We start from the raw sequence: 25,206 nt of genomic DNA, 5'->3' as shown, positions 1-25,206 counted from the left end.
GGGCTTGGATCGCATCAGGGAAGCGTCAGGTTGGCGTGAGGCGCACAGAGGTCGCGGCTCATCACCAGCGCATCGGTCCGCGATCCGTCGGCGCCCGCATAATAGGCTTTGCGGCGACCGATCGGATCGAAGCCGGCACCCTCATACAGGCCGCGCGCGGCGATATTGTCGTCGGCGACCTCCAGGAACAGCCGCGTCGCGCCGGCCTGGACCGCAGCGACGGCCGCCGCCTCGACCAGACGTCGTCCCAGTCCGTGGCGGCGCGCGCTCGGCGCCACGGCCAGGGTCAGGATTTCCGCCTCGTCGACCACGGTCCGGATCAGGATGAAGCCGTCGGGCTCGCTGACCGCCAGCACGCCTGGCTGCGACAACAGATCGGCGAAGGTGTCGGCGCCCCACGGCGCGGCAAAAGCCTGGGCGTGCAGGGCGGCGAGTGAGGCGGGGTCCGCCGCCGTCACGGCGCAGGCTGGCGCGGCTGGCCCGGCAGGCGGCTGGGCGGCGTGGCGTCGGGCGCGCGCAGATAGAGCGGACGGGGCGGCTGGGTCGCCGGATCGGCGACGGCGGCCAGGCGCGCCAGCGCCTCCGGCGACGGTGCGACCCGGTCGTCCAGATGGGCGAAGGGCAGATCGGGGAAGGCCTGGGTCACGACCGCCGCGCCATTGCCGACAAGGGCGACGCCCGGTCCGATGTCGGCGATCCGCCGCGCGGCCTCTTCCAGCGACAACGCTTCATCGGGTCCAAGGGACGCGCCGCCGGCGAAGAGGCGCGCATAGACCTGACCGCGCCGTGCATCGATCAGGGCTACGATGGGGCCGTCTTGATTGGTGAGCGAGGCGGCGAGGGCATCCAGCGCCGAAAGACCGACGACCGGCCGATCCAGCGCCGCGCCCAGACCCTGAGCAAAAGCCAGACCGACGCGCAGACCGGTGAACGAACCCGGTCCGACCGTGACGCCGATCCGGTCCAGGCTGTCGAACCCGCCGCCCGCCTCGGCCATGACATCGCGCACCAGGCCGCCGATCCGTTCCTGGTGCCCCTTGGTCATCGGCTCGAAGCGCACGGCGAGCGCGCGATCGTCCTCGAACACCGCCGCCGTGCAGGCGCCGAGCGCCGTATCGATCACCAGAAATCTCATGGGCGTCTTCTAGGCGGCGCGTTGCAGAACCACCACCGCGTCCGGATCAGAGGGTCTGCTCGACTCGCGTCACCTCGGGCACATAGTGGCGCATCATCTGCTCGACCCCGGCCTTCAAGGTCGCCGACGACGACGGACAGCCGGCGCAGGCGCCGCGCATCCGCAGGTTCAGAACGCCGGTCGCCTCGTCGAAGGAATCGAACAGGATGTCGCCACCGTCCTGGGCCACGGCGGGGCGAATGCGGCTGTCCAGCAGGGCCTTGATCTCGGCGACGATTTCGCTGTCGTCCTCGGCATGGCCGTCGGTTTCGCCGCCGGCGCCGCGCGTCAGCGCCTGACCCGAGACGAAGTGATCCATGACGACGCCCAGGATCGGCGCCTTCATCTCGGACCATTCCGGACCCTGCGGCTGGCGGGTCACCGAAACATAGTCCGCGCCGAAGAAGACGCCGTCGACGCCTTCCAGCTCGAACAAGGCCTCCGCCAGCGGAGAGGCCGTCGCCTCGTCGATGGTGCGATATTCCAGCGCGGCGGTCGGCGACACGTCGCGGCCGGGCAGGAACTTCAGCACGTTCGGGTTGGGCGTGGGTTCGGTCTGGATGAACATGGGCGGGAGATGCGCTCGCCCCCGCCCTGTTGCAAGACCCGAGCGGAACCTAGCGCCGCTTCAGCCCACCCAGCAGACCGCGCATCAGCTCGCGTGTCAGGGTCGATCCGGCCGTGCGCAGCACCGACTTGGTCAGCGCCTCGACCGGCGTTTCGCGCGTGGACCGACGCGCAGGCTTTGCGGCCTCGCGCGCCGCCCGCGCCTCGGCCTGAGCCTGAGCCTTGGCCCGGGCTTCGGCGGCCTTCTGATCGGCCTTGGCCTGAGCGGCGGCGGCCTTGTCGGCCTCGGCCTGCGCCTTGGCCTGAATTTGGGCCTGAAATTCAGCCTGATCGGCGGCGCTGTGACGATTGGCCAATATTTCGGCGGCGGATTCGCGGTTCAGCACCTGCTCGTAAAGGCCCCGCACCGGGCTGGCGGCCATGACGGCGGCGCGCTCGGTATCGGTCGCTGGACCCAGGCGCGAGGCCGGCGGGCGGATCCTGGTGCGGGCCACGATGGTCGGCGCGCCCTTTTCGTCCAGCACCGACACCAGGGCCTCGCCCACGCCCAGAGCCTGAATGGCCTCGGCCGTGTCGAAGGCCGCGTTGGCGCGGAAGCTCTGGGAGGCGGCCTTCAGCCCCTTCTGTTCGGACGGCGTATAGGCGCGAAGCGCATGCTGAATGCGGTTGCCCAGCTGGGCCAGGACGCTGTCGGGAATATCGGCCGGGTTTTGCGTCACGAAGTAAACCCCGACCCCCTTGGATCGGATCAGCCGCACGACCTGTTCGACCTTTTCCAACAGGGCGCGCGGAGCGTCGTTGAACAGCAGGTGCGCCTCGTCGAAGAAGAAGACCAGGCGCGGCTTTTCCGGATCGCCCACCTCGGGAAGCTGCTCGAACAACTCCGACAGCAGCCACAGCAGGAAGGCCGCATACAGGCGCGGACTGTTCATCAGCCGGGTCGAGTCCAGCACATTGACCTGGCCCCGGCCGTCCAGACCAACGCGGATCATGTCTTCCAGCTTCAAAGCCGGCTCGCCGAAGAAGGCGTCGCCGCCCTGCTGCTCGACCTGCAACAGTGCACGCTGGATGGCGGCGATGGAGGCGGGGGCGACGTTGCCGACCTCGCGCCCGATCCGCTCGGCGTTCTCGCCCACATAGACCAGCAGGCTCCTCAGATCGTCCAGGTCCAGCAGCAGCAGACCTTCCTTGTCCGCGACGTGGAAGACGACCGTCAGCACCCCCTCCTGCACCTCGTTCAGGTTCAGCATCCGCGCCATTAACACGGGGCCGATTTCCGACACGGTGGTGCGGATGGGATGGCCTTTCTGCCCATACAGGTCCCAAAAGACGGTGGGGGCGGCGCGCGGCGTCAGCGTCAGGCCCATCTCGGCTGCGCGGGCGATCAGCTTCTCGTTTGGCGCGCCCACCTGAGAGATGCCCGACAGGTCGCCCTTCACATCGGCGCAGAAGACCGGCACCCCGGCGTCGGAAAAGCCCTGGGCCATGATCTGCAGCGTGACCGTCTTGCCTGTCCCGGTCGCGCCGGCGACGACGCCGTGGCGGTTGGCGCGGTTGAACAGCAGGTTTTCCGGCTGGGCGGCGTCGGACTGGCCGAGGAACAGGCCGGGCAGTGCGTCGGGCATTGGGGTCTCCGATTGCGTCTCCGGCAAAGGTCTAGCGCGTTCCCCGCGCGCTCGGAACAGCGATTGACGGCGACGGCGGGCGGTTCGACAACACGGGCATGAAAAACCCCATCGCCACGCCGTCCTCGGTCGCCGCTCGCAATGCCCTCGGCGTCATCGCCACGGTGGCGGCCGGGGCGGCGATCTACTGGCTGCGGGACATCCTGACGCCGCTGGCGATGGCCATCTTCCTCCTGATCATGATCGACGGCGTGAAGCGGTCGGTCGAGGCGCGCACGCCGTTGAACAGCCGCATGGCCGGGATCGCGGCCCTGACGCTGGTGGTGCTGGCCTTCTTCGCCTCCATCGCCATCATCGTGAACGGGGCGGCGGGCTTCTTCGGCGAGGCGTCCGGCGTGTCCCAGAACATCGGCCCGCGCATCGATCAGATCATTCGTGACGCCTATGGGCTGGTGCGTCTGGCCAATCCGCCGACGGCGCAGGACCTGATCAACGGCGTCGATGTGCGCGGCTGGCTGACCTCCATGGCTTTTCAGGTGCAGGGCATCGCCTCGGGCGCCTTCTTCGTCCTGATCTATCTGGGCTTTCTGCTGGCCTCCCAGGTCGGCTTCCGGCGCAAGATCGTCGCCATGTTCCCATCAGAAGCCCAGCGCGACGAGGCGGTCGCGGTGTTCCAGCGCGTGCGCGGCGGGGTCGAGGGCTATATCTGGGTGCAGTCGGTGACCGGCGCGATGATCTGCGTCGTCGCCTGGATCCTGATGCGGGCCGTCGGGCTTCAGAACGCCGAGTTCTGGACCTTCGTCATCTTCATTGTCGGCTTTATTCCCGTGCTGGGCGGGGCGGTCGCGGGCCTTGCGCCGCCTCTGTTCGCCCTCGTCCAGTTCGAAAGTTACTGGCCCGCCGCCATCCTGCTGGTCGGGTTGCAGGTGATCCTGTTCGTCGTCGGCAACTTCATCCAGCCGCGCATGCAGGGCGACAACCAGAACATCGACCCGGTCGTGGTGCTGCTGGCCCTGGCGTTCTGGGGCAAGCTGTGGGGCGTGGTCGGCATGTTCCTGTCCACGCCGCTGGCGGTCATGGCCATGGCGATCCTGGCCGAGTTCAAGGGCTCGCGCTGGATGGCGATCCTGCTGTCGGGCGACGGCGAGCCCTATGCGAACGAGAGCAAGACGACCGACAAACCGAAATCGACCCGCCGCAAGCCCAAACCGGTGCCCGAAGCGGAGGCCTGATCAGGGCTGCCAGCCGCTGATCTGGTCCGCGTCGCTGTCGCCGGCCAGGGCGCCGCGTGTCTTCTTCACCTCGGCCCAGGCGGCGCGAAGCAGGGCGGGCACGCCCTCGCCCGACACGCCGGACACCAGCATGGGACGGCGACCGGCGACGGCCTCCAGTTCAGCGGCCTTCTCCTCGCGCGCCTCGGGCGTCAGGGCGTCGATCTTGTTCAGGGCCAGAATCTCGGCCTTGTCCGCCAGACCCTCGCCATAGGCTTCCAGCTCCCCCCGAATGATGCGGTAGGCCTCGACCACGTCGTCCTGGGTGCCGTCGATCAGGTGGATCAGGCTGGCCGAGCGTTCGACATGGCCTAGGAACCGCGTGCCCAGTCCCGCGCCTTCGCTGGCGCCTTCGATCAGACCGGGAATGTCGGCGATGACGAAACGCTCGGACGGCGACAGGTCTACCATCCCCAGGTTCGGGGCCAGGGTGGTGAAGGGATAGTCGGCGATCTTGGGCTTGGCGGCGCTGGCGGCCGACAGGAAGGTCGATTTGCCGGCATTGGGCAGGCCCGCCAGACCGATGTCGGCGATCAGCTTCAGCCGCAGCCAGATCCAGCGTTCCTGACCGTCCTGGCCAGGGTTGGCGTAGGTCGGCGCCTGGTTGGTCGGCCCCTTGAAGCGCACATTGCCCCAGCCGCCGTTGCCGCCTTTCAGCAGCAGTTCCATCTTGCCGGGCGTGTCCATGTCCAGCAGGACCGTTTCCTTGTCCTCGTCCAGCACCTGGGTGCCGACGGGCACTTTCAAGTGCACGTCCTCGCCCTTGCCGCCGTGCATCTGGCGCCCTTGGCCGTGGTGGCCGGTCTGGGCCTTGAAATGTTGCTGATAGCGATAGTCGATCAGGGTGTTCAGCCCGTCGACCGCCTCGATCCAGACATCCCCGCCCTTGCCGCCGTCGCCGCCGTCCGGCCCGCCGTTGGGGATGAATTTCTCGCGTCGGAACGACACGGAACCCGCGCCGCCGTTGCCGGAGCGGATATAGATCTTGGCCTGGTCGAGGAACTTCATCGCGGGCTTATGCCGCAGAAGCGCGGCGAATTACAGGCCCGGCGACCCGGCGCTATTTCAGCGCCAGCGTCACCGTCTTGACGTCCACATATTCGTCGATGCCGTGGATCGAGCCTTCGCGACCATAGCCCGACTGCTTGACCCCACCGAACGGCGCGACAGCGGTGGAGATCAGGCCGGTGTTGACCCCGCACATCCCCGCCTCGATCCGACGGCTGAACCGCATGGCCCGGTCCAGATCGCGCGTGAACAGATAGGAGGCGAGGCCATAGTCGCTGGCGTTGGCCTTCTCCAGCGCCTCGTCCTCGGTGTCGAAGGCGAAGACGGGGATCATGGGGCCGAACGTCTCTTCCTCGCGGAACAGGGCGTCGTCGCCGCCCAGGGTCACGGTCGGCTGGAAGAAGCGGCCGCCCAGATCGTGACGCGACCCGCCGGTCAAGACCCGGCCGCCGTCGGCCTTGATCGCCGCCACATGTTTTTCGACCTTGTCGATGGCCTTGTCCTCGATCAGCGGCCCGACCTTCACGCCGTCGTCGAAGGCGGGACCGACCACGATCTTGGCCACCTCGGCGGCCAGTTTCTCGGCATAGGTCTCGGCGACCGACCGCTCGACATAGACGCGGTTGGGACAGACGCAGGTCTGGCCCGAGTTCCTGAACTTGCCCTTGATGGTTTCGGCGACCGCCAGATCCAAATCGGCGTCGGCGAAGACGATCAGTGGCGCCGCGCCGCCCAGCTCCATCGACACCCGCTTCAGCGTTCCGGCGCATTGCTCGGCCAGCTTGCGGCCCACGCCGGTCGAACCGGTGAAGGACAGTTTGCGAATGTCCGGGCTGTCGGTCAGCGCCTTGCCGATAGTGGCGGCATCCCCGGTGACGATCGACAAGGCGCCTTTCGGCAGCCCGGCTTCATAGGCCAGTTCGGCCAGGGCGATGGCGGTGAAGGGCGTCTGGCTGGCCGGCTTGACCACGGCGGTGCAGCCTGCCGCGAAGGCCGGCCCCAGCTTTCGCGTCAGCATGGCGGCGGGGAAGTTCCAGGGCGTGATCAGCGCGCAGGGCCCGACCGCCTCGCGATAGGTCAGGATCAGATGTCCCAGCGGACTGTCCTGAGTCTCGCCGATCAACCGTTCGGCCTGACCGGCGAACCATTTCAGGAAGCCGTTGGCGTAGGTGACCTCGCCCTTGGCCTCCTCGAACGGCTTGCCGTTCTCCAGCGCCATCAGGGCGCCCAGACCCTCCAGATTGTCGTCGATCAGCGCCGCCCATTTGCGCAGGAAGGCGGCGCGCTCATGGGGGTCGCTGCGCGACCAGGTCTTGAACGTCTCGCTCGCCGCTGCGATGGCCTGTTCGGTCTCGGCGGCGCCCAGATCGGGGACATGGCCGATCACATCGCCGGTCGCCGGATCATCGACGGCGATGCCGCCGCCGTTGGCCGGAACGGCCTTGCCGGCGATCAGGGCGTGCTGGCGCAAGAGTTTAAGGCCGGCGTCGCGGGCGGTGTGGTTCACGGGATGGCTCCTGTCGCGGTCCTGAAACGAACAAGGCCCCGACGATGCGGGGCCTTGCCGGTCGAATGCCGCAGCCTGGGCTGCGGCGGTCGATTAGTTCTTGGCGTCTTGAGCGGCGCCGGTCACGGCCTGGCCGGCGGCCTGGGTGTCGCGGCCGACGCCTTCAACGGTGTTGCAGGCGGCGGTGGTCAGGGCGGCGGCGGCGGCGACCAGAACGAAAATCTTGCGCATAGGGGAAGCTCCAGGGTTGGCCGGGGTGAAACTCCGCCGGTCTCGCCTCATCAACGCGACGCCAGCGCTGCGGTTCCGGGCGTCTTGTCCGCCGGGTCGACGGGCGCGAGCGCTTCTGGCGTGGCGAAGATCATGCGGGCGATAGTGCCGCCGCCGGCAGGGGTGTCGAACTCTGTCTCCCCGCGCAGCTGTTTGGCGAAGGCGCTCATCAGGGTGCGGCCCACACCCACCTCGGCGCCGGCCTGGGCGCCCGGGCCATTGTCCTCGACTTCCAGAACCGATGTCTCGCCCTGGACGCGGAAGCGCACCTTCAGCTCGCCGCCGCTGTGGGCGAAGGCGTGTTTCTGCGCATTGCTGACCGCCTCGACGAGCCACAGCGCCAGGGGCGCCAGCTTGTCGGGATCGACGTGCAGGGAATCGGCGTCCACCGAGCTGATGACCACCGGTCCGCGCCCGGCTTCGCTGGCGATCAGCTGGCCCACCAGTTCGTTCAGGAACTCGCGCGCATCGGCGTGGCGGATGTCGTTGCTCTGATAAAGGGTGCGATAGATCAGGGCCAAGGCTGAGATGCGTTGGCGCGTATCGCCCAGCGCCGCCTTGGCCGGCGCATCGGTCAGAGCGCGCTGCTGCATCGACAGCAGCGACGAGATGATCTGAAGGTTGTTTTTCACCCGGTGATGGATCTCGCGCATCAGCGCGTCCTTTTCCACCAAGGCGTCTGTCAGCTCGCGGTCGCGCAAGGTGATGGCCTCGGCCATCTCGTCCAGGGTGCGCGCCATGGTGCGGATTTCGGACGGGGCGTTCATCGCCTGCAGCGGACGCACCGAGAACCGGCCCTTGGCGTAGATGGCCGCGACCCGCTCCAGATAATCCAGCCAGCGGATGAAGATGCGTTCGGACAGCAGCATCACCGCCGCGAAGGCCGTTAGCCAGGCGCCCAGCGGCAGCAACAAGGTGCCGATCGGATTGAGCCGCGCCCATGACAGCCACCCGGGCGCCGGGGCCGACAACAGGGCGTAGAGATCGCCGCCGGCCAGGGCCGCGCCCGCATAGTCGCGACGCTGATTCTGCGCATCCTTTGCTTCGAACACGGCGGACCCCTGATCGCGCGCTCGGCCGACCCAGCCCGCGATATCGTCGCCGGCAGACAGTTTGAACACGTCGGGATCGCTGGCCGTCAGAATGCGGCCGGCGCCGTCGGTCAATGCCGCTTCCGCGCCCGAGGGCAGGGCGGGGTCGGCCACATCGGGTTGCAGGGCGGAGAAGGGGATCACGGCGACCATGGCGCCGTCGAACCGACCCATGGGCCGCTCGGCGCGGGTGGCCACGATCAGCGCGCCTTCATAGCCGGCGCCATCGGGGGCGCGCATGACGACCAGTTCTTCGCCATTGCGCAGCCGCTGGAACCAAGTCGACTGGGCGGCGGGCGCCACGCCGGATCTCACGCCGTCCACTCGGCCCGAGGCGCAGACCGCCTCGCCCGTCGGGCTGATGCGATAGAGGCCCTCATAGCCTTCCAGACGTCCGACAAGCGCCGTCAGACGCGGTGCGCAATAGGGGCCGACCGCATCGGGGCTGAGCGCGCGCAACAACACCTGGGCGCTATCCAGTTTGGCCTTGGCGCTGGAGGCGCTGCGTTCGGCCGCCAGTTGAAGGTCCACCTGCCGGTCGTCGGCCTGTCTTTGGAAGTCCGCCTGGGTCTGGATCAGGCTGAGCACGAAGATCGGCAGCAGGGCCATGGCCATGGCCGCGCCCAGCCGAAACCGGATGCCCTGAAAGCGATCCGAGCTCCACGTGCGACCGAGCCGCGGCCTTGGGGCGTCCCTGGTCGTCTCGTTCACCGCCGCTCAGCTCCGGGCGCCGGCCAGCCTGTCGGCCTCGCCGAGAATTGAGCGCATGGCGTCACCCGCCGCCTTGCCGTCGCGTCCGTAGCCGCCCCGTTCCAGGGTGGCTTGCAGCGCACGCCGCGCGCGGCTGACGCGGCTCTTCACTGTGCCGACGGCACAGCCGCAGATTTCGGCCGCTTCTTCATAGGCGAAGCCGCCGGCGCCAACCAGGATCAAGGCCTCGCGCTGTTCTTCGGGCAGGGTCTTCAAAGCTTGACGCAGCTCGTCCAGAGCAACGGGCGCCTCGGGATCATCCACGGCGACCAAGGTCCGCTCGGCGGCTTCCTGATCCAGCTGCGACTGACGCCACGAGCGGCGTTTTTCGGAATAGAACTGGTTGCGAAGGATCATGAAGGTCCAGGCCTTCATGTTCGTGCCCATCTGATAGCTGGCGCGCGCGTCCCAGGCCTTCATCATGGCGTCCTGCGCCAGATCGTCTGCTGCGGTCGGGTCGCCGGTCAAGGTCCGGGCGAAGGCGCGCAGGTGCGGGATCAGCAGCACCAGTTCGCGCTTGAAGCCCTCGTCGTCAGCCGACGCGGGTTTGGGGGCGGCTCCAAGGCGTGAGGTGCTCATGCGGCGCTGTCCGAAGACTTGGCGTCGGCGCGTTTTAGGATATCGAGAAACTCATCGGGCACGGGTTCGTTGACGACCTCGTCGAACATGTGTCGCAGCTTAACGCCAATGGCCTGCTGGCGAAGGCGAGCTTCTTCAAGCCCTGCCTCCCCCTTCTGGTCGCCTTTGGGACGAGAGGAGTCCGGAGAATCGATCATAGACAGAGCCAAGCCCACCCAACTGTCATCGCGAAGAGATGTCGGTCTCAAACGTCATCAGACCGGCGGGGTTCCTGCATGAACGGCTTTTAATGCTAAAGCTTGTTCGCAGCGGCGGAACCGTGATGCGAATGTGACGTTTAAGCTGGCTATAACGCCCTGCCTTGCCGGTCGGGCTGTGATTTGTCGGGGACTATCTGAATGAGCCTTCTGGCCAGACTCGCGCCGCATCTTCCTTATGTGCGCCGCTACGCACGCGCCCTGACCGGCGATCAATCCACGGGCGACAACTATGTCCGTGTCGCTCTGGAGGCCCTGGCGGCCGGCGAACAGCAACTGTCGGCTGACATGACGCCGCGGGTCGCCCTTTATCATGTCTTCCACGCCATCTGGTCCTCGACCGGCGCGCAACTGGAAACCGGCACGCTGGAAACCACGGGCAGCGACGCCTCGCAGCGTCTGCTGCGTATCGCGCCGCGCTCGCGTCAGGCCTTCCTGCTGACCGCCCTTGAAGGATTCACCCCTTCGGAAGCCGCGCAGATCCTGTCCGCCGATCCGCGCGACGTGGAGCGTCTGATCGCCGACGCCCAAGCCGACATCGACGCCGAACTGGCCACCGATGTTCTGGTCATCGAAGACGAGGCCATCATCTCTGCCGATATCCAGAGCCTGGTCACGGAACTGGGTCACCGCGTCACCGGCACCGCCACGACGCACGACGAGGCGATCGACGCCGTCGCCCGCCACAAGCCGGGGCTGGTTCTGGCCGACATCCAGCTGGCCGACGGCTCGTCGGGCATCGATGCGGTTAAGGATATTCTGAAGACCATGGACGTGCCGGTGATCTTCATCACCGCCTTCCCGGAACGTCTGCTGACCGGCGAGCGTCCTGAGCCGACCTTCCTGATCACCAAGCCCTTCCAGCCGGAAACGGTGAAGGCGGCGATCAGCCAGGCGCTGTTCTTCCACCCGTCACGCCAGAAGGAAGCCGCTTAAAACGCGGTCTTTCGCCGGCGACAAGACCGGCCTCGGTCCCTCGGGATCGAGGCCTTTTCTTTGTTTTGCGCCGCTATTGATGGGCGAAAGTACGAAGGCGCAAAAAAAGCGATCAAGGTCGGGAACCGGCTTTAGACGCCGTCGTTATGGGTCCGTGGAGGCGGCGACGCCCCCCGACTTGATCTGCGAAAGCTGATCATGCCGCCTCCGCGCCTCATTCTCGATGATGCCACTTCAAAGCGATCCGAAAGGGTCGCTTTTTTCTTGGCGCACACCTCGACCGAGGCCGCCGTCGCGGCCAAGATGGTGGTCAAAGAAAACGCACGGAGAGACGCCAATGGCTTCGACAAGCGGCAAGACGAACCGTCAATGGGTGCTGCGCCAGCGCCCCAAGGGCCTGATCCAGCCTGGCGATCTGGAACTGGTCGAGACGGCCATCCCTGATCTGAAGGAGAACGAGGTGCTGGTCCGCACCGTCTATCTGTCGCTGGACCCGACCAATCGCACCTGGATGAACGATTCCGAGGGATATCTGCCGCCGGTCGGCCTGGGCGAGGTCATGCGCGGCCTGACGCTGGGCGTGGTCGAAGCCTCGCGATCCAGCCGCTTCAAGGCCGGCGATGTCGTCATGCCGACCTCGGGCGGTTGGGCCGACTATGCGGTCGTGCCGGAAGGCGGTCTTCGCCCGGTCCACCGTGCGCCGGGCCTGCCGTTGACGGCCAATATGTCCGTGCTAGGCCTGACCGGCCTGACCGCCTATTTCGGCGTCACCGATGTGTTGAAGGCCAAGGAAGGCGAGACCATCGTCATCTCGGCCGCCGCCGGCGCAGTCGGCTCCATCGCGGGGCAGATCGCCAAACAGCGCGGGTGTCGCGTCATCGGCATCGCGGGCGGTCCGCAGAAGTGCGCCTGGCTGACCGACGAACTCGGCTTTGACGCGGCCATCGATTACAAGAACGAGGATGTCGGCGAGGCGCTGGACCGTCTGGCCCCCGACGGCGTCGATCTGAACTTCGAGAATGTCGGCGGCGACATCATGATCGCGGTGTTCAACCGTCTGAAGGTCCATGGCCGGATGGCGGTCTGCGGCCTGGTGTCCTCCTACAATGCGACCAAGGCGCCGCCTTCGCCGAACTTCGCGCGCATCATCACCCATCGTCTGCACGTCCAGGGCTTCCTGGTCCTGGACTACGCCCCGCGCGCTCGCGAGATGGTGGCGGAGATGGGCGCGTGGCTGGCGGACGGCCGGGTGAAGTGGAAGGTTCACGTCGACGACGGGCTGGAAGGCGCGGTGGGATCGTTGAATCGCTTGTTCACCGGCGATCACGACGGCAAGCTGCTGGTTCGCGTTTCCGAAGAACCCGCCTGAACCCAAGGTCTGCGCATGAGCGATCCGCTGCACGTCCATTTCGAAGACCTGGAGGTGGGGCAGGTCGTGCCGCTGGGCGCCTGTGCGGTCGATCAGGGGGCGCTGGACGTCTTTATCGAGCGGTTCTCGCCGGGCTGGGACGTGGCCTACGGGGCACCGGACGCCATGGTCTATGTGCTGTGGAGCCGTCTCGCGGCCGACAAGTCCGGCGGCTGGGCCCAGACCAAGGTCCTGGCCGTCGATGGGCTGCGTTACATGCGCAATCCCCCGGCGGGCGAATTGCTGCGGGGTCGCATGACGGTGATGGGCAAGGATCCGGTCGGCGACGACAAGGGCATCGTCATCGCCTCGCATGACCTGCTGGACGAGGCCGGACGTCTGGTCTTTTCCTGCCTGACGCGGGCGCTGTTCTCGCGCCGCTGAAACGAAAAACGCCCCGCCGGCGAACCGGCGGGGCGTTGATCGATCTTCGACAGACCGGGTCTTAGTTGACCGAGGTCGGGGCTTGGGCCTGGCGCATCACGGCCATGGCGATCAGGCGATCCCAACCGACCAGCGACACCAGGTGGGCATAGATCTGGCCTAGGGCGCCGTTGTCGCGCAGCTCGACCAGCTTCTCGGCGGGCAGGGCGCGCAGCTTGTCTTCCGACACCGCATAGTATTCGGCCAGCTTCTGCGGCTGACCCGGCGTGCCGTCGGGATTGCGCGGCGTGAAGTGGGCTTCGCGGATGTCCAGCAGGTCCAGATCCTTGACCAGGGCGACGAAGCCCTCGGTGCGCTGGCGCTCCTGTTCGAAGTTGTTGCAGAACTCCATCGCCATGTTCGTGTAGTCGCTGGGCTGGCCGTCGACGAACAGCGGGTTCTGGCCGCCTTCGGCGACGATCGAGGCGCCGCGGTCGATGCACAGGATCAGGCGCTGGTTCTGCTTGTCGTCGGCGAAGACGAACGGATAGCGGCGCACATAGGCCGGCACATAGGCGTCGGCGCGGAACTCGCCGTCGGGCGCGACGAACAGGTTTTCGTTGGAGCTCAGGCCCATCACGGCCACCGGCTGGCGGTTCTCGCCGGTGAAGATGATCGGATAGGACAGGGCGGCGGCCGAGAATTCGGTGACCGTCAGCGGCACGATATTGGTCTGGGCCACGAAGGCGTAGGGCTTGTCGCTCGGGTTCACGCCCAGGCCGCCGTGGACGCTCTGATCCAGCGGTTCGGGGTTGGTGTAGAAGAGGACGTTGCCTTCAAGCGGCGAATTGTTCGTGTCGGTCATGAAGCGAGGACGCTCTGGTTAAAGATCGGAGGCGCGCCTTCTAGCCCAACGCCGCGCAACCGGCAAACCCGCGATGCGTCGGTTGCAGTGGGGGTCGCCAGCCATTAGCTGTGGCGTATGGGTTCCGCCTGCGATCACGACCATGACCACTTCGGCCTGAACGGCAGGGCGCTGGACCGCGCCCTGGCGGCGGCCGACGCGCGCGCGGTCCAGCAGGGCGAGCGGATGACCGCCCAGCGTCGTCGCGTCCTGGCCCTGCTGCTGGAAAGCGGCGAGCCGGTGAAGGCCTACGATCTGATCGCGCGCTTCGGCGAAGACGGTCAGGCCGCCAAGCCGCCGACCGTCTATCGCGCGCTGGAATTTCTGGAACGGCTGGGCATGGTCCACCGCATCGCCTCGATCAGCGCCTATGTCGCCTGCACCGACGACGGCGAGGCCGCCCACGCGGCCGCCTTCTTGATCTGCGACTGCTGCGGCGCGACGCGCGAGGTCAGCGGCCCGGACCAGAGCGCCATGAACGCCGCCGCCTCGGCCGCCGGCTACGCCATCGCCCGCACGACGATCGAGGCGCACGGTCGCTGCGCCGCCTGTCGCGACGTCGCATGACCATGGATGCGGCGTTGATGTCCCCACCGCGTCGCCTGTCCGTGCCGATCGACAATCGCTGGGGCGCCGGCGAGATGGCCGTGCTGGATTTCGGCGATCCGAACCGGCCGGTCGATCTGATCTTTTCTCACGCCAACGGCTTCAACGCCGCCACCTATCGCAGCCTGTTGTCGCCCCTGTCGTCGTCCTTGCGGATCTGGGCGCCGGATCTGCGCGGCCATGGCCGATCGGCCCTGCCGACCTTCGCGCGGCCCAAGACCAGCTGGCTGGACCACCGCGACGACCTGCTGGCGCTGCTGGAAGCCATCGACGGCCCGCCCGTGGTCATGGCCGGCCATTCGATGGGCGGCACGGCCTCGCTTCTGGCGGCCGCCGTTCGGCCGGATCGGGTGTCCAGCCTGGTGCTGTTCGATCCGGTGATCTGGAAACGCTCGGCGGTCTTCGCCTTCAACCTGCCCTTCGCCCACAAGCTGATGAAGGCGATCCCCATCGCCAAGGCCACCCTGCGCCGTCGCAGCCAGTTCGACAGCCGCGAACAGGCCATGGCCGCCTATCGCGGGCGCGGCGCCTTCAAGGGTTGGCCCGACATGGTCTTGGCCGACTATCTGTCCGAAGGCCTGAACGAAGGCGACGGCGGGTTCAGCCTGACCGCCGCGCCGGCCTGGGAGGCGGCCAACTACGCGGCCCAGGCGCACGATCCGTGGCGGGCCATGAAACGCTATCCCGGATCGGTTCGCATCCTGAAGGCTGAACACGGCGCCCTGACCCATGTGCCGGTCCGGCCCCGCGGCCTGCCCAATGTCTCGGTCGAGGTCGTGTCCGGCGGCGGGCACCTGTTCCCCATGACCCATGCCGACGTGGCGCGCGAAGCCCTGTTCGACGCCGCCGTCTGAGAACGAATTCTGTAGGCGGAGCATGGGCGCGCGCTATAAGGGCGCCGCTGAGCATAACGCCCGCCGCCCGAGACGCCGCTTGTCCTTCTTCCACGCCGGTCCCGCGCCCAAAGGCGCCGGCCCCCGCTCCGGGGCGCTGCGCGACGGTTTGATCCTCGCTCCAGGCATGAAGGTCGGCCTGTTCGGCGGCTCCTTCAATCCCGCCCACGACGGTCACGCCCATGTCGCCGAGACCGCCATGCGCCGTCTGGATCTCGACCGGGTCGTCTGGCTGGTCTCGCCGCAGAACCCGTTGAAGGACGCCCGTCACAGCGCGCCGCTGGAGGACCGCATGGCCTCGGCGCGCCAGCATGCGCGTGGTCCGTCGATGATCGTCTCGGATTTCGAGAGCCGGGCCGGCGTCGCCTGGACCGTGGACACCCTGCGCCTTCTGGTCGCGCGGCATCCCGGCGTGCATTTCGTCTGGCTGATGGGATCGGACAATCTGGCCAGCTTCCATCGCTGGCGCGGCTGGACCGACATCATGCGTTTGATGCCGGTGGCGGTCATCGCCCGGCCGGGTTCGCTGCTGGACAGCCGCACGGCGCCGGCCGCCGCCCGCTTCGCCGGTTTCCGCATTCCCGCCCAGCAGGCGGGGCTTCTGCCGACGCTCCAGGCGCCCGCCTGGACCTATCTGACGGCGCCGCTCAACCCCCTGTCGTCCACGGCGATCAGGACCGGCAGGGACGTGCGCGCAACCTCGTGATCGCCGGATGATTCGGGCGGCGGTTCACGTTGCGGCCCATCCGTGCTAGAGGGCTTCTTTAGTCAACGCTCCCGGAGCCCTCCGCTGACCCCCTCGCCCGCGTATGATACGCAAGACGCCGCCGTCTCGAATACGGCGCACGAGATGGACCCTATCGAACCTCTCCATTCCGAAGACGGCTTTGAATCCGACGCCTCCCCGCGCGGCTTCGACGATTCCGCTCCCCGCCCCGTCGGCTCCACGCCGCTGGAAGAAGCCCTGCTGAGCCGCCTCGACGAGGACAAGGCCCAGGACATGGTCCTGATCGATCTGAAGGGCAAAAGCGCCATGGCCGACACCATGATCGTGGCGTCTGGTCGTTCGCACCGTCACGTCGGTGCCATCGCCGACCACCTGCTGCGTACGCTCAAGGAACAGGGCCTCGGCAAGGCCAAGGTCGAGGGCCTGCCCCACTGCGACTGGGTTCTGATCGACGCCGGCGATGTGATCGTGCACCTGTTCCGCCCGGAAGTGCGCACCTTCTACAACATCGAAAAGATCTGGGCGGTCGATTCCGCCCACCGCATGGTCCGCGACTGACAAGATGAAGCTGAGCATCGTCGCCATCGGCCGACCAGGCCGGGGGCCTGAAGCGACGCTCGCCGACGACTACGCCAAGCGCGCCACCCTGTCGGGACGCGCGCTTGGCCTCGGTCCCCTCGAACTGATCGATCTGGAAGCCCGCAGACCCGGCAAGGCGCCGGAGGCTGAGCTGATCTTGGCTGCCGCAGAGGGCGCGCACCTGATCGCCTGCGACGAGCGCGGCAAGACCTATTCCTCGCGCGCCTTCGCCGACCACATCGCCAAACTTAGGGATCAGGGCGAGCGCCGTCTGGTCTTCGCCATCGGCGGAGCGGACGGGCTGGACGCCAGCGTGCGCGAGGCCGCGTCCTCGACCCTGGCCTTCGGTCCCCAGACCTGGCCCCACGCCCTGGCGCGCGCCATGCTGGCCGAACAGCTTTATCGGGCCGTGACCATCCTGGCCGGATCGCCCTATCATCGCGACTGACATGCGTCGCGCCATACCCTTATCGCTGGCCCTGCTGACGGGTTTCGTCTGCGCCGCCCCGGCGATGAGCCGACAGGCGCCCGAGAGCGAACTGTCGCGCATTCAGGCCGAATACCGGGACGAGACGGTGCGCGCCCGCCGTCTGCGCGCCGACGCCGACGCCGCCAAGACCGAACTGGCCCAGTTGGAGCGCCGGCTGGCTTCGCTGCGGGCCGACGAACAGACCGGCGACCGTCAGATCGACGATCAGCGCGCCCGGCTCCAGCAACTGACCGAGCGCGAGGCCGAACTGGTCACGGATCTGGCGCGGGAGCGCGGCGCCCAGGGCCGTCTGCTCAGCGCGCTGCAGATGATGAGCCGCCGGCCGCCGCCGCCCCTGCTGGTGCCCGCGGACAAGGCCATCGACACCGTGCGCGCCTCCATCCTGCTCAAGGCCATGACGCCGGATCTGGAAAGCCGCGCCAAGGTGCTGGCCGCCCGTCAGGCCGAGATCATGCGCATCCGCCGCCTCGCCGTCCTGTCCTCGGAGCGACTGCTGACGACCGAGAGCGAGCAGGGCGACCGGCGCGGCGAGATCGAGGGGCTGACGGCGCACAAAACCGCCCTGACCGCCGTCCTGAACGCCGAGGCCCGCGCCGCCGAACGCGCCGCCGCCGTGCTGGAGCGCCGCATTCGCGAACTGGGCGGCGCGGTCCCGACGACCCAGGCCGAAGAGACGCCGACCGCCCGCCTTCCGGCCGGACGCGGCCGCCTCAGTTCGCCCGTCGCCGGCGCGCCCAGCCAGACCTGGGGCGCAGGAACCTCCGGCTGGCGCTGGCGGGCCGACCGCGCAGCCGTCACCGCCCCCGCCGACGCCAAGGTCGCCTACGCCGGGCCGCTGACGGGGTGGGGCAATGTGGTGGTGCTGGACCTCGGTCCCGGCTGGCGCGCCGTCATCGCCGGCCTGGAAAGCGTTGATGTCGGCCCGGACGCCCGGGTCTCGGACGGCCAGACCCTGGGGCGCAGCGGCCCGGACGGCGACGTCTATTTCGAACTGCGTCGCGACGAACGGCCGATCGATCCGGGACCGTGGTTGCGGTGAACCCGCAATAGTCCTTTGCATTCTCGTCTGACGCTGATTTTATCGGCGGGACGCCGCGTCGCCACGATTTGGTCGTGAGGACGGGGCCCTTAACCTTCCCACGGGCGCCCACAGTGATCGGCCCGACCGAAAGAGACCGAATGCGTAAACTGCTCCTCGTCGGCTGCGCCGCTCTGGTGCTCGGCGGATCCGCCGCTGCTGTCAGCAGCCAGACCCCGCGAAACGAAACCTTCCGCATGCTGGAGCTGTTCGGCGACGTGGTGGGCATCGTCGAGCAGGCCTACGTCGTCCCGGTCGACAACAAGAAGCTGATCGAGGCCGCGCTGGCCGGCATGATGACGGCGCTGGACCCGCACTCCAACTATCTGCCGCCCTCCAACTACGACGATCTGCGCGAGCGCACCGAGGGTCAGTATTCGGGCGTCGGCCTGACCATCAGCGCCGACGGCGGCATGGTGAAGGTCATCTCGCCGATGGACGACAGCCCCGCCGCCAAGGCCGGGGTTCAGGCGGGCGACGTGATCTCTTCGATCGAGGGCCAGAACGCGGCGGGCTTGACGGTCAGCCAGGTGTCCGAAAAGCTGCGCGGCGCCGTGGGCACCAGCGTCAAGGTGACCTTCCTGCGCGACGGTTCAGACCCGCTGGAAGTGACCCTGACCCGTGAGGTCATCAAGGTTCAGTCGGTCACCGGCCGGGTCGAGGGCGACTTCGGTTACTTGCGCGTCTCGACCTTCAACGAAAACACCGGCCGCGAGCTGAACGAGGCCATCGCCAAGATCAAGGCCGAGAAGCCGGGCGTGAAGGGCTATGTCCTGGACCTGCGCAACAACGGCGGCGGCCTGCTGAACGCCGCCATCGACGTCTCCGACGCCTTCCTGGAACGCGGCGAGATCGTCAGCCAGAGGGGCCGCAAGCCCGAGCAGATCCAGCGCTATTCCGCCAAGCCCGGCGACGTCACCGGCGGCCTGCCGCTGGTCGTCCTGGTCAACTACGGTTCGGCCTCGGCGTCGGAAATCGTCGCCGGCGCCTTGAAGGATCATCAGCGCGCGACCATCGTGGGCCTGACCAGCTTCGGCAAGGGTTCGGTCCAGACCGTGATCCCGCTGCGTCAGGGCCAGGACGGCGCCCTGTCGATCACGACCGCGCGCTACTACACCCCCTCGGGCGCCTCGATCCAGAAGATCGGCATCGAGCCGGATCTGGAAGTCGCCCGCAACGAGGCCGAGGCCCGCATCGTCTCGCGCTCCAGCTTCATCTATTCCGAAGCCGCCTACGCCACGGCCCTGGACGCCTCCATCGGCGCCGAGCGCAAGGGGCCGCACACGCCGCGCGAAGCCCCGGGCGAGAAGTTCGACAAGGAAAAGGACTATCAGCTTCAGCGCGCGCTGGACGTCCTGCGCGCCGGCGGCGACCTGTCGAAACTGTCGGCCCCGCCCGAAGGCATCGTCGTCACCGAACCGGGCTCGACGCCCAAGCCCGACGCCGAACCGTCGGCGGACGAACCGAAAGACGAATAGGTCAGGGAAGGGCGGCGCGAGTCGCCCTTTTCTTGCGGCTACGACAGTCGGTCGCGGAAGGCTGAATAGTCGAACGCGCGCACCGTCGTCAGCGCATCCGTCTGGGAGTTCCACAGCATGATGGACGGCAGCGGTACGCCGTTGAAGGTGTTGGTCTTCACCATCGAATAGTGGGCCTGGTCCAGAAACGCGATGCGGGTCCCCGGCGTCGGCCGTTCGGCGAAGACGTAGTCGCCGATGATGTCTCCGGCCAGGCACGACGGCCCGCCCAGCCGCACCGTCACCCCATGTTCGGCCTCTTTCAGCAGCGCGGGGCGATAGGGCGCCTCGATCACATCGGGCATATGGCAGGTGGCCGAGATGTCGGTGATGCCGATGGGCATGCCGTTTTCGAACACGTCCAGCACCTCGCCGATCAGGATGCCGGCGTCCAGCGCCACGGCCTCGCCCGGCTCCAGATAGACCTGAACCCCGTGCCGGGCCTGCAGATCGCGCACGAAGGCGATCAGATCCTCGGTCTGATAGTCGGCGCGGGTGATGTGGTGCCCCCCGCCCAGGTTCAACCATTTGATCCCGCCCAGCAGCGGCGCCAGCTTCGGCTCCACCGCCGCCCAGATGCGCGACAGCGGCTGGAAGTCCTGCTCGCACAGCGCGTGGATGTGCAGACCATCGACGCCGATCAGATGGTCGGCCGTCAGTTGCGACACCGGAAAGCCCAGACGCGAGCAGGGCTGGGCCGGGTCGTATTTGGCGACCTCGCCTTCGGAGTGTTCGGGGTTCAGCCGCAGGCCGATCTCGAACACCTGCCCTTCAGCCCGGGCCTTGGCGATCAGGTCGGCGAAACGGGCGATCTGGGCCGGGTTGTTGAAGATGACATGATCCGACAGACGCAGGATCTCAGGCAGGTCCTGCGCCGTATAGGCCGGCGAATAGGTGGTGAGCTCGCCCTTGTAGAACTCGCGCGCCAGCCGCGCCTCCCACAGACCCGAGGCGCAGACCCCGTCGAGGTATTCGCCGACCACATCGGCCAGCGCCCACATCGAAAACGCCTTCAGCGCCAGAAGCACGCGCGCCTCCGCCCCGTCACGCACGCCCTTCAGCACGGACAGATTGCGACGGATGGCCGCCTCGTCCACCACGAAGGCGGGCGAGGCGACGCGGTTCAGGTCGAAATGCGCAAAGGCGCCCGGATCGCCGGCCTGGGTCTGCATTCAGTCGGTCCGATCAGAAATCCAGAGGGGCGTCCAGGTCCTGAACCTTCCACGGCAGGCCGTGCTTGTTCAGCATGTCCATGAAGGGGTCGGGGTCCAGCTGCTCCATGTTGAACACGCCATCGCCCTTCCACTGGCCGGTCACCATCAGGGCCGCGCCAATCATGGCCGGCACGCCGGTGGTGTAGCTGACCGCCTGGTTGCCGGTCTCGGCATAGGCCTCTTCGTGGTCGCAGATGTTGTTGACGTAGACCGTCTTCTTGACCCCATCCTTCAGGCCGGTGGCGATGACGCCGATGTTGGTCTTGCCCTTGGTGATCGGACCCAGCGAGGCCGGCTCGGGCAGCAGGGCCTTCAGGAACTCGATCGGAATGATCTCGCGGCCTTGGAACTGCATCGGCTCGATCGAGGTCATGCCGATGTTTTCCAGCACTTCGAGGTGCTTCAGATAGCTGTCGCCGAACGTCATCCAGAAGCGGATGCGCTTGATCTCGGGATAGAACTTCGCCAGCGATTCCAGCTCCTCATGGTACATGAGGTACATGTTCTTCGGACCCACACCCTCGAAGTCGAAGGTCTGTTTATGGCTCAGCGCCGGGCCTTCGACCCACTGGCCGTTCTCCCAGTGACGCGAGTTCGCGGTCACTTCACGCAGATTGATCTCGGGGTTGAAGTTGGTCGCGAAGGGTAGGCCCGTGTCGCCGCCGTTGCAGTCCAGGATGTCCAGCGTTTCGATGGAATCCAGCAGATGCTTCTTGACGTAGGTGGTGAAGACCGAGGTCACGCCGGGGTCGAAGCCCGAACCCAGCAGCGCCATCAGACCGGCGTCCTTGAAGCGGTCCTGATAGGCCCACTGCCACTTGTATTCGAACTTGGCCTCGTCGCGCGGCTCGTAGTTGGCGGTGTCCAGATAGTCGACGCCGGCGGCCAGGCAGGCGTCCATGATCGACAGGTCCTGATAGGGCAGGGCCAGGTTCACGACCAGTTCGGGCTGCACCTTCTGGATCAGCGCCGTGGTCGCGGCCACGTCGTCGGCGTCGATGGCGGCCGTGTCGATGTCGACGCCGAAGCGCGACTTCACGGACTGGGCGATCGCATCGCACTTGGACTTGGTGCGGCTCGCCAGGGTGATATGCGAGAAGATGTCCGCGTTCATCGCCATCTTGTGGACGGCCACCGAACTGACGCCGCCTGCGCCGATAACCAGCACCTTGCTCATCTGTGCTTCTCCCGAAGTCTGAAACCCTGGCGACAACGCCGCCCCTATAAAGGGCGCGGCTCTTAGCACGATGATGACAATCCGCTAAATCCCTGCGCCGATATTGGCTCTTATAGCGTGACCGGATCGCTCCGGTTGCCTTTGTGCGGTTTTTCCGCCATAAGCCGCCGCTTCCGACGCAAGTGAACCTCGCGTCTCCACCCACACGACAGCTCTCCGAGGAGAGAACGAGGTGGGCGAGAACCCTCCGCCGACGTGATCGTCGCCGGGGGCCGTTGTCGTATGGAGCCGTTTCACCCGTCGCCATGAGGTAGTGAATGTTCGAGGCTCTGAACGAGCGGCTGACAGGCGTCTTCGACCGGATCACCGGGCGCGGCGCCCTGTCCGAAAAGGATGTCGCCGAGGCGATGCGCGAAGTGCGCGTGGCCCTGCTCGAGGCCGACGTCGCTCTGCCGGTCGTCAAGGAATTCATCGCCTTCGCCACCGAGCGCGCGACCGGTGAAGAGGTCATCCGTTCGGTCAAGCCGGCCGATCAGGTGGTCAAGATCGTCTATGACGGCCTGATCGAGATGCTGGGCGGCGAAGAGCCGGTCCCGCTGAACACCAACGCCAATCCGCCCGCCGTGGTGCTGATGGCCGGCCTTCAGGGCTCGGGCAAGACCACAACCTCGGCCAAGCTGGCGCTGCGCCTGACCAAGTTCGATCGCAAGAAGGTCATGATGGCCTCGCTGGACACGCGTCGTCCCGCCGCGATGGAACAGCTGGCTGCGCTGGGCAAGCAGATCGAGGTCGCCACCCTGCCGATCGTGGCGGGCGAAAGCGCCGTCCAGATCACGCGCCGGGCGCTGCAATCGGCGAAACTCCAGGGCTTCGACGTCCTGATCCTCGACACCGCCGGCCGCATCACCCTGGACGAGGGGCTGATGAACGAGGTGGCCGAGGTCGCCGACATCGCCAAGCCTGTCGAGACCCTGCTGGTCGCCGACAGCCTGACCGGCCAGGACGCGGTGCGCACCGCCAAGGCGTTCCACGAGCGTCTGCCCCTGACCGGCCTGGTCTTGACCCGCGCCGACGGCGACGGTCGCGGCGGCTCCATGCTGTCGATGCGGGCCGTCACCGGCCTGCCGATCAAATATCTGGGCGCCGGCGAAAAGGTCGATGCGCTGGACGTGTTCGACGCCCGTCGCGTCGCCGGCCGCATCCTGGGTCAGGGCGATATCGTCGCCCTTGTCGAAAAAGCCAGCCAGGATCTGGACCAGGCCAAGGCCGAGAAGATGGCCCGCAAACTGGCCAAGGGTCAGTTCGATCTGGACGACCTAGCCGGTCAGCTTCAGCAGATGAAGCGGATGGGCGGGCTTCAGGGCATCATGGGCATGCTGCCCGGCGTGGCCAAGATGAAGGGTCAGATGGCCGAGAGCGGCATCGACGACCGCATGATCCTGCGTCAGGAAGCCATCATCTCCTCGATGACCAAGGCCGAGCGCAAGAAGCCCGACCTGCTGAACGCCTCGCGCAAGAAGCGCATCGCCGCCGGCGCCGGCGTCGATGTGCAGGACGTGAACCGGGTTCTGAAGCAGCATCGGCAGATGGCCGACGTGGTCAAGTCGATGGCGCGCGGCGGACCCAAGAAGATGCAGCAGATGGCCGCCATGCTCGGCGGCCTCGGCGGCGGCGGCATGCCCGGCATGGGCGGCGGCCCCGACATGGCCCGCCTCAAGGCGCTGGGCGGCGGCAAGATGGCCGAACCCTCCGCCGACGATCTGAAAGCCATCCAGGACCGGCTCGCCGGACTGGGCGGCGGACAACTTCCGGGAGGTCTTCCTGGCCTGCCGGGTTTCCCTCCCAAGAAATAACGACTTCCTAGAAAGAGACCTGAAATGCTGAAGATTCGTCTGGCCCGCGGTGGCGCCAAGAAGCGCCCCTACTACCACATCGTCATCGCCGACTCGCACTCGCCCCGCGACGGCAAGTTCATCGAGAAGGTCGGCAGCTACAACCCGATGCTGCCCAAGGACGGCGCCACCCCGCGCGTCGCCCTGAAGGTCGAGCGCATCGCCGAATGGCTCGGCAAGGGCGCCCAGCCGACCGACCGCGTCGCCCGCTTCCTGTCGCAGGACGAGACCCTTGGCCAGAAGGTCAAGTGGACGCAGTCGAACAACCCGAACAAGGGCGCTCCGGGCAAGAAGGCGCAAGAGCGCGCCGCCGAACGCGCCCAGCGCGAAGCCGACCGCCTGGAAGCCGAAGCCGCCGCCAAGGTCGAGGCCGCTGAAGCCGCCGCCCGCGCCAAGGAAGAGGCCGCCGCAGCCGCCGAAGCCGCCAAGAACGCTCCCGCTGCTGAAGAAGCGCCTGCCGAAGAAGCTCCGGCCGCTGACGCCGCCGCCGAGGAAGCCCCGGCTGCTGAAGCGACCGAGGAAAAGGCCGAAGGCTAAGCCTTTCGGTTTGACGATGATCAGGGCGGCGTCTTTCGACGCCGCCTTTTTCATGGGTTAAGAACACACATGACCACGGACAGCAGATTGATCCTCGTCGGCCAGATCGGCGGCGGCTTCGGCGTGCGGGGCGAGGTGCGGGTGACCGCCTTCACCGCCGATCCCCTGGCCCTGACCGCCTATGGCCCTCTGCTGCGCGCCGATGGGACCGTGGCTTTGACCTTGACCTCGACGCGGCCCGACAAGAACGGCGTCGTCGGCCGGGCCAAGGAGATCGCCACAAAGGAACAGGCCGACGCCCTGCGCGGCCTGAAGCTGCACGTCCCCCGCGACCGGTTCCCCGAGCCGGACGAGGACGAATTCTACCTCGCCGATCTCTTGGGCGTTCAGGTCCGCGATACGGCGGGCGCCGTCATGGGCACGGTGAAATCGGTCCAGAACTTCGGTGCCGACGACATGCTGGAGATCGCGCCCGCCGCCGGCGGCCCGACCTGGTATCTGCCCTTCACCAAGGAAGCGACGCCGGAACTGCATCTGGCCGAGGGCTGGCTTCTGGCCGTGCCGCCGACCGAGGTGGGCGAGCGCGAGCCCGGTTAGGCGTCCTCTACGGGCGCGTCGCCGACGTGCTTCTTGATCGATTCGATCGCCCGCTTGGCGCCCGACTTGTCTGCGTAGCCTTCGGTCGAGAAGATGACCTCGGAATTGTATTTGAAGCGGACGCGGTATTCGCCGGCCTTGTCCTGATAGACTTCGAACTTGTGCGCCATCGGGCGTTCCCCTGACTGC

General features: G+C 67.2%; 28 protein-coding genes. 14 read left to right on the top strand and 14 right to left on the bottom strand.

Annotated elements, in window-relative coordinates; all coding sequences use genetic code 11:
• Positions 1 to 14: 14 nt before the first annotated feature.
• From ABIC32_RS04445 to ABIC32_RS04430, 4 genes are read right to left on the bottom strand one after another with little or no spacing between them, the layout of a single operon-like run.
• Entirely contained in the window at positions 15 to 458 is a 444-nt protein-coding gene (locus ABIC32_RS04445) for a GNAT family N-acetyltransferase (RefSeq protein ID WP_354072602.1), read from the bottom strand.
• Entirely contained in the window at positions 455 to 1,135 is a 681-nt protein-coding gene (tsaB, locus tag ABIC32_RS04440; RefSeq protein WP_354072600.1) for a tRNA (adenosine(37)-N6)-threonylcarbamoyltransferase complex dimerization subunit type 1 TsaB, read from the bottom strand. Before tsaB ends, ABIC32_RS04445 begins: the two co-directional genes overlap by 4 nt.
• 46 nt (positions 1,136 to 1,181) lie before the next feature.
• Positions 1,182 to 1,742 carry a NifU family protein gene (locus tag ABIC32_RS04435; RefSeq protein WP_055808867.1) on the bottom strand — a complete coding sequence of 187 codons (561 nt, stop codon included), beginning with the start codon at positions 1,740 to 1,742 and terminating at the stop codon, positions 1,182 to 1,184.
• A gap of 49 nt (positions 1,743 to 1,791) precedes the next feature.
• Complete coding sequence (locus ABIC32_RS04430) at positions 1,792 to 3,366, bottom strand: helicase HerA-like domain-containing protein (RefSeq protein ID WP_354072598.1); 1,575 nt, start codon at positions 3,364 to 3,366, stop codon at positions 1,792 to 1,794.
• 98 nt (positions 3,367 to 3,464) lie between these two features.
• Between ABIC32_RS04430 and ABIC32_RS04425 the strand changes: the two genes are divergently transcribed.
• Entirely contained in the window at positions 3,465 to 4,598 is a 1,134-nt protein-coding gene (locus ABIC32_RS04425; protein ID WP_174085511.1) for an AI-2E family transporter, read from the top strand.
• Here the strand turns inward: ABIC32_RS04425 and obgE are convergent, their stop codons facing one another.
• From obgE to nepR, 6 genes are all read right to left on the bottom strand, one after another.
• Positions 4,599 to 5,645 carry a GTPase ObgE gene (gene obgE / locus ABIC32_RS04420; RefSeq protein WP_165114127.1) on the bottom strand — a complete coding sequence of 349 codons (1,047 nt, stop codon included), beginning with the start codon at positions 5,643 to 5,645 and terminating at the stop codon, positions 4,599 to 4,601.
• A gap of 52 nt (positions 5,646 to 5,697) precedes the next feature.
• Positions 5,698 to 7,152: an NAD-dependent succinate-semialdehyde dehydrogenase gene (locus ABIC32_RS04415; protein ID WP_354072595.1), complete on the bottom strand. Its 1,455-nt coding sequence runs from the start codon at positions 7,150 to 7,152 to the stop codon at positions 5,698 to 5,700.
• A 93-nt stretch (positions 7,153 to 7,245) separates the two neighbouring features.
• The gene (locus ABIC32_RS04410; protein WP_017505506.1) at positions 7,246 to 7,383 is read right to left on the bottom strand and encodes an entericidin A/B family lipoprotein; all 138 of its coding nucleotides are present in this window, start codon (positions 7,381 to 7,383) and stop codon (positions 7,246 to 7,248) included.
• A gap of 50 nt (positions 7,384 to 7,433) precedes the next feature.
• Positions 7,434 to 9,128, bottom strand: a complete 1,695-nt coding sequence (gene phyK / locus ABIC32_RS04405) for a sensor histidine kinase PhyK (RefSeq protein WP_354072593.1) — start codon at positions 9,126 to 9,128, stop codon at positions 7,434 to 7,436.
• 102 nt (positions 9,129 to 9,230) lie between these two features.
• Positions 9,231 to 9,842 carry a sigma-70 family RNA polymerase sigma factor gene (locus ABIC32_RS04400; RefSeq protein ID WP_055754558.1) on the bottom strand — a complete coding sequence of 204 codons (612 nt, stop codon included), beginning with the start codon at positions 9,840 to 9,842 and terminating at the stop codon, positions 9,231 to 9,233.
• A complete protein-coding gene (gene nepR, locus ABIC32_RS04395) occupies positions 9,839 to 10,039 on the bottom strand; it encodes an anti-sigma T factor NepR (RefSeq protein WP_045809524.1) in 201 nt (66 codons plus the stop codon). Before nepR ends, ABIC32_RS04400 begins: the two co-directional genes overlap by 4 nt.
• Positions 10,040 to 10,240: 201 nt before the next feature.
• Between nepR and phyR the strand changes: the two genes are divergently transcribed.
• The 3 genes from phyR to ABIC32_RS04380 all read left to right on the top strand — a co-directional run bounded on the left by phyR (position 10,241) and on the right by ABIC32_RS04380 (position 12,827).
• The gene (gene phyR / locus ABIC32_RS04390; RefSeq protein WP_026108480.1) at positions 10,241 to 11,035 is read left to right on the top strand and encodes an anti-anti sigma factor/receiver protein PhyR; all 795 of its coding nucleotides are present in this window, start codon (positions 10,241 to 10,243) and stop codon (positions 11,033 to 11,035) included.
• A gap of 337 nt (positions 11,036 to 11,372) precedes the next feature.
• Positions 11,373 to 12,404 carry an NADP-dependent oxidoreductase gene (locus ABIC32_RS04385; RefSeq protein WP_354072591.1) on the top strand — a complete coding sequence of 344 codons (1,032 nt, stop codon included), beginning with the start codon at positions 11,373 to 11,375 and terminating at the stop codon, positions 12,402 to 12,404.
• Between the two features lie 15 nt (positions 12,405 to 12,419).
• Entirely contained in the window at positions 12,420 to 12,827 is a 408-nt protein-coding gene (locus ABIC32_RS04380) for a hotdog family protein (protein WP_017505512.1), read from the top strand.
• 61 nt (positions 12,828 to 12,888) lie between these two features.
• Here ABIC32_RS04380 and ABIC32_RS04375 read toward each other — a convergent pair whose 3' ends face one another.
• Positions 12,889 to 13,671 carry a SapC family protein gene (locus ABIC32_RS04375; protein WP_045809526.1) on the bottom strand — a complete coding sequence of 261 codons (783 nt, stop codon included), beginning with the start codon at positions 13,669 to 13,671 and terminating at the stop codon, positions 12,889 to 12,891.
• A 117-nt stretch (positions 13,672 to 13,788) separates the two neighbouring features.
• Here ABIC32_RS04375 and ABIC32_RS04370 point away from each other — a divergent pair, with 117 nt between their 5' ends.
• The 7 genes from ABIC32_RS04370 to ABIC32_RS04340 all read left to right on the top strand — a co-directional run bounded on the left by ABIC32_RS04370 (position 13,789) and on the right by ABIC32_RS04340 (position 19,561).
• On the top strand, positions 13,789 to 14,277 hold the full coding sequence (locus ABIC32_RS04370; RefSeq protein WP_354072589.1) for a transcriptional repressor: 489 nt from the start codon (positions 13,789 to 13,791) through the stop codon (positions 14,275 to 14,277).
• A 2-nt stretch (positions 14,278 to 14,279) separates the two neighbouring features.
• Positions 14,280 to 15,170, top strand: coding sequence for an alpha/beta hydrolase (locus ABIC32_RS04365; RefSeq protein WP_354072947.1), 891 nt, complete (start codon positions 14,280 to 14,282; stop codon positions 15,168 to 15,170).
• Between the two features lie 79 nt (positions 15,171 to 15,249).
• The gene (locus ABIC32_RS04360; protein WP_295209070.1) at positions 15,250 to 15,915 is read left to right on the top strand and encodes a nicotinate-nucleotide adenylyltransferase; all 666 of its coding nucleotides are present in this window, start codon (positions 15,250 to 15,252) and stop codon (positions 15,913 to 15,915) included.
• A 144-nt stretch (positions 15,916 to 16,059) separates the two neighbouring features.
• Positions 16,060 to 16,494: a ribosome silencing factor gene (rsfS, locus tag ABIC32_RS04355; RefSeq protein WP_082064315.1), complete on the top strand. Its 435-nt coding sequence runs from the start codon at positions 16,060 to 16,062 to the stop codon at positions 16,492 to 16,494.
• Between the two features lie 4 nt (positions 16,495 to 16,498).
• On the top strand, positions 16,499 to 16,963 hold the full coding sequence (gene rlmH / locus ABIC32_RS04350) for a 23S rRNA (pseudouridine(1915)-N(3))-methyltransferase RlmH (RefSeq protein WP_066554030.1): 465 nt from the start codon (positions 16,499 to 16,501) through the stop codon (positions 16,961 to 16,963).
• Between the two features lies 1 nt (position 16,964).
• Positions 16,965 to 18,044 (top strand): murein hydrolase activator EnvC family protein, encoded by a 1,080-nt coding sequence (locus tag ABIC32_RS04345; RefSeq protein WP_354072586.1) that lies wholly within the window; start codon positions 16,965 to 16,967, stop codon positions 18,042 to 18,044.
• Positions 18,045 to 18,184: 140 nt separating this feature from the next.
• Entirely contained in the window at positions 18,185 to 19,561 is a 1,377-nt protein-coding gene (locus ABIC32_RS04340; RefSeq protein ID WP_354072584.1) for a S41 family peptidase, read from the top strand.
• Between the two features lie 38 nt (positions 19,562 to 19,599).
• Here ABIC32_RS04340 and ABIC32_RS04335 read toward each other — a convergent pair whose 3' ends face one another.
• Positions 19,600 to 20,772, bottom strand: a complete 1,173-nt coding sequence (locus ABIC32_RS04335; RefSeq protein ID WP_354072582.1) for a carboxynorspermidine decarboxylase — start codon at positions 20,770 to 20,772, stop codon at positions 19,600 to 19,602.
• A 13-nt stretch (positions 20,773 to 20,785) separates the two neighbouring features.
• On the bottom strand, positions 20,786 to 21,991 hold the full coding sequence (locus tag ABIC32_RS04330) for a saccharopine dehydrogenase family protein (RefSeq protein ID WP_039245835.1): 1,206 nt from the start codon (positions 21,989 to 21,991) through the stop codon (positions 20,786 to 20,788).
• A 317-nt stretch (positions 21,992 to 22,308) separates the two neighbouring features.
• Here ABIC32_RS04330 and ffh point away from each other — a divergent pair, with 317 nt between their 5' ends.
• From ffh to rimM, 3 genes are all read left to right on the top strand, one after another.
• Positions 22,309 to 23,844, top strand: coding sequence for a signal recognition particle protein (gene ffh / locus ABIC32_RS04325; protein WP_307508652.1), 1,536 nt, complete (start codon positions 22,309 to 22,311; stop codon positions 23,842 to 23,844).
• A gap of 24 nt (positions 23,845 to 23,868) precedes the next feature.
• Complete coding sequence (gene rpsP, locus ABIC32_RS04320) at positions 23,869 to 24,420, top strand: 30S ribosomal protein S16 (protein WP_055754551.1); 552 nt, start codon at positions 23,869 to 23,871, stop codon at positions 24,418 to 24,420.
• Positions 24,421 to 24,489: 69 nt separating this feature from the next.
• Entirely contained in the window at positions 24,490 to 25,017 is a 528-nt protein-coding gene (gene rimM, locus ABIC32_RS04315) for a ribosome maturation factor RimM (protein ID WP_354072578.1), read from the top strand.
• Here the strand turns inward: rimM and ABIC32_RS04310 are convergent.
• Positions 25,014 to 25,187: a YegP family protein gene (locus tag ABIC32_RS04310; protein WP_112862816.1), complete on the bottom strand. Its 174-nt coding sequence runs from the start codon at positions 25,185 to 25,187 to the stop codon at positions 25,014 to 25,016. The genes rimM and ABIC32_RS04310 overlap by 4 nt on opposite strands.
• Between the last annotated feature and the right edge of the window lie 19 nt (positions 25,188 to 25,206).

It is taken from the genome of Brevundimonas sp. 1080, from assembly GCF_040545985.1.
GTDB lineage: Bacteria > Pseudomonadota > Alphaproteobacteria > Caulobacterales > Caulobacteraceae > Brevundimonas.
Note: the sequence above shows the minus strand (reverse complement) of the source record. Positions and strands in the feature narration are given on the sequence as shown.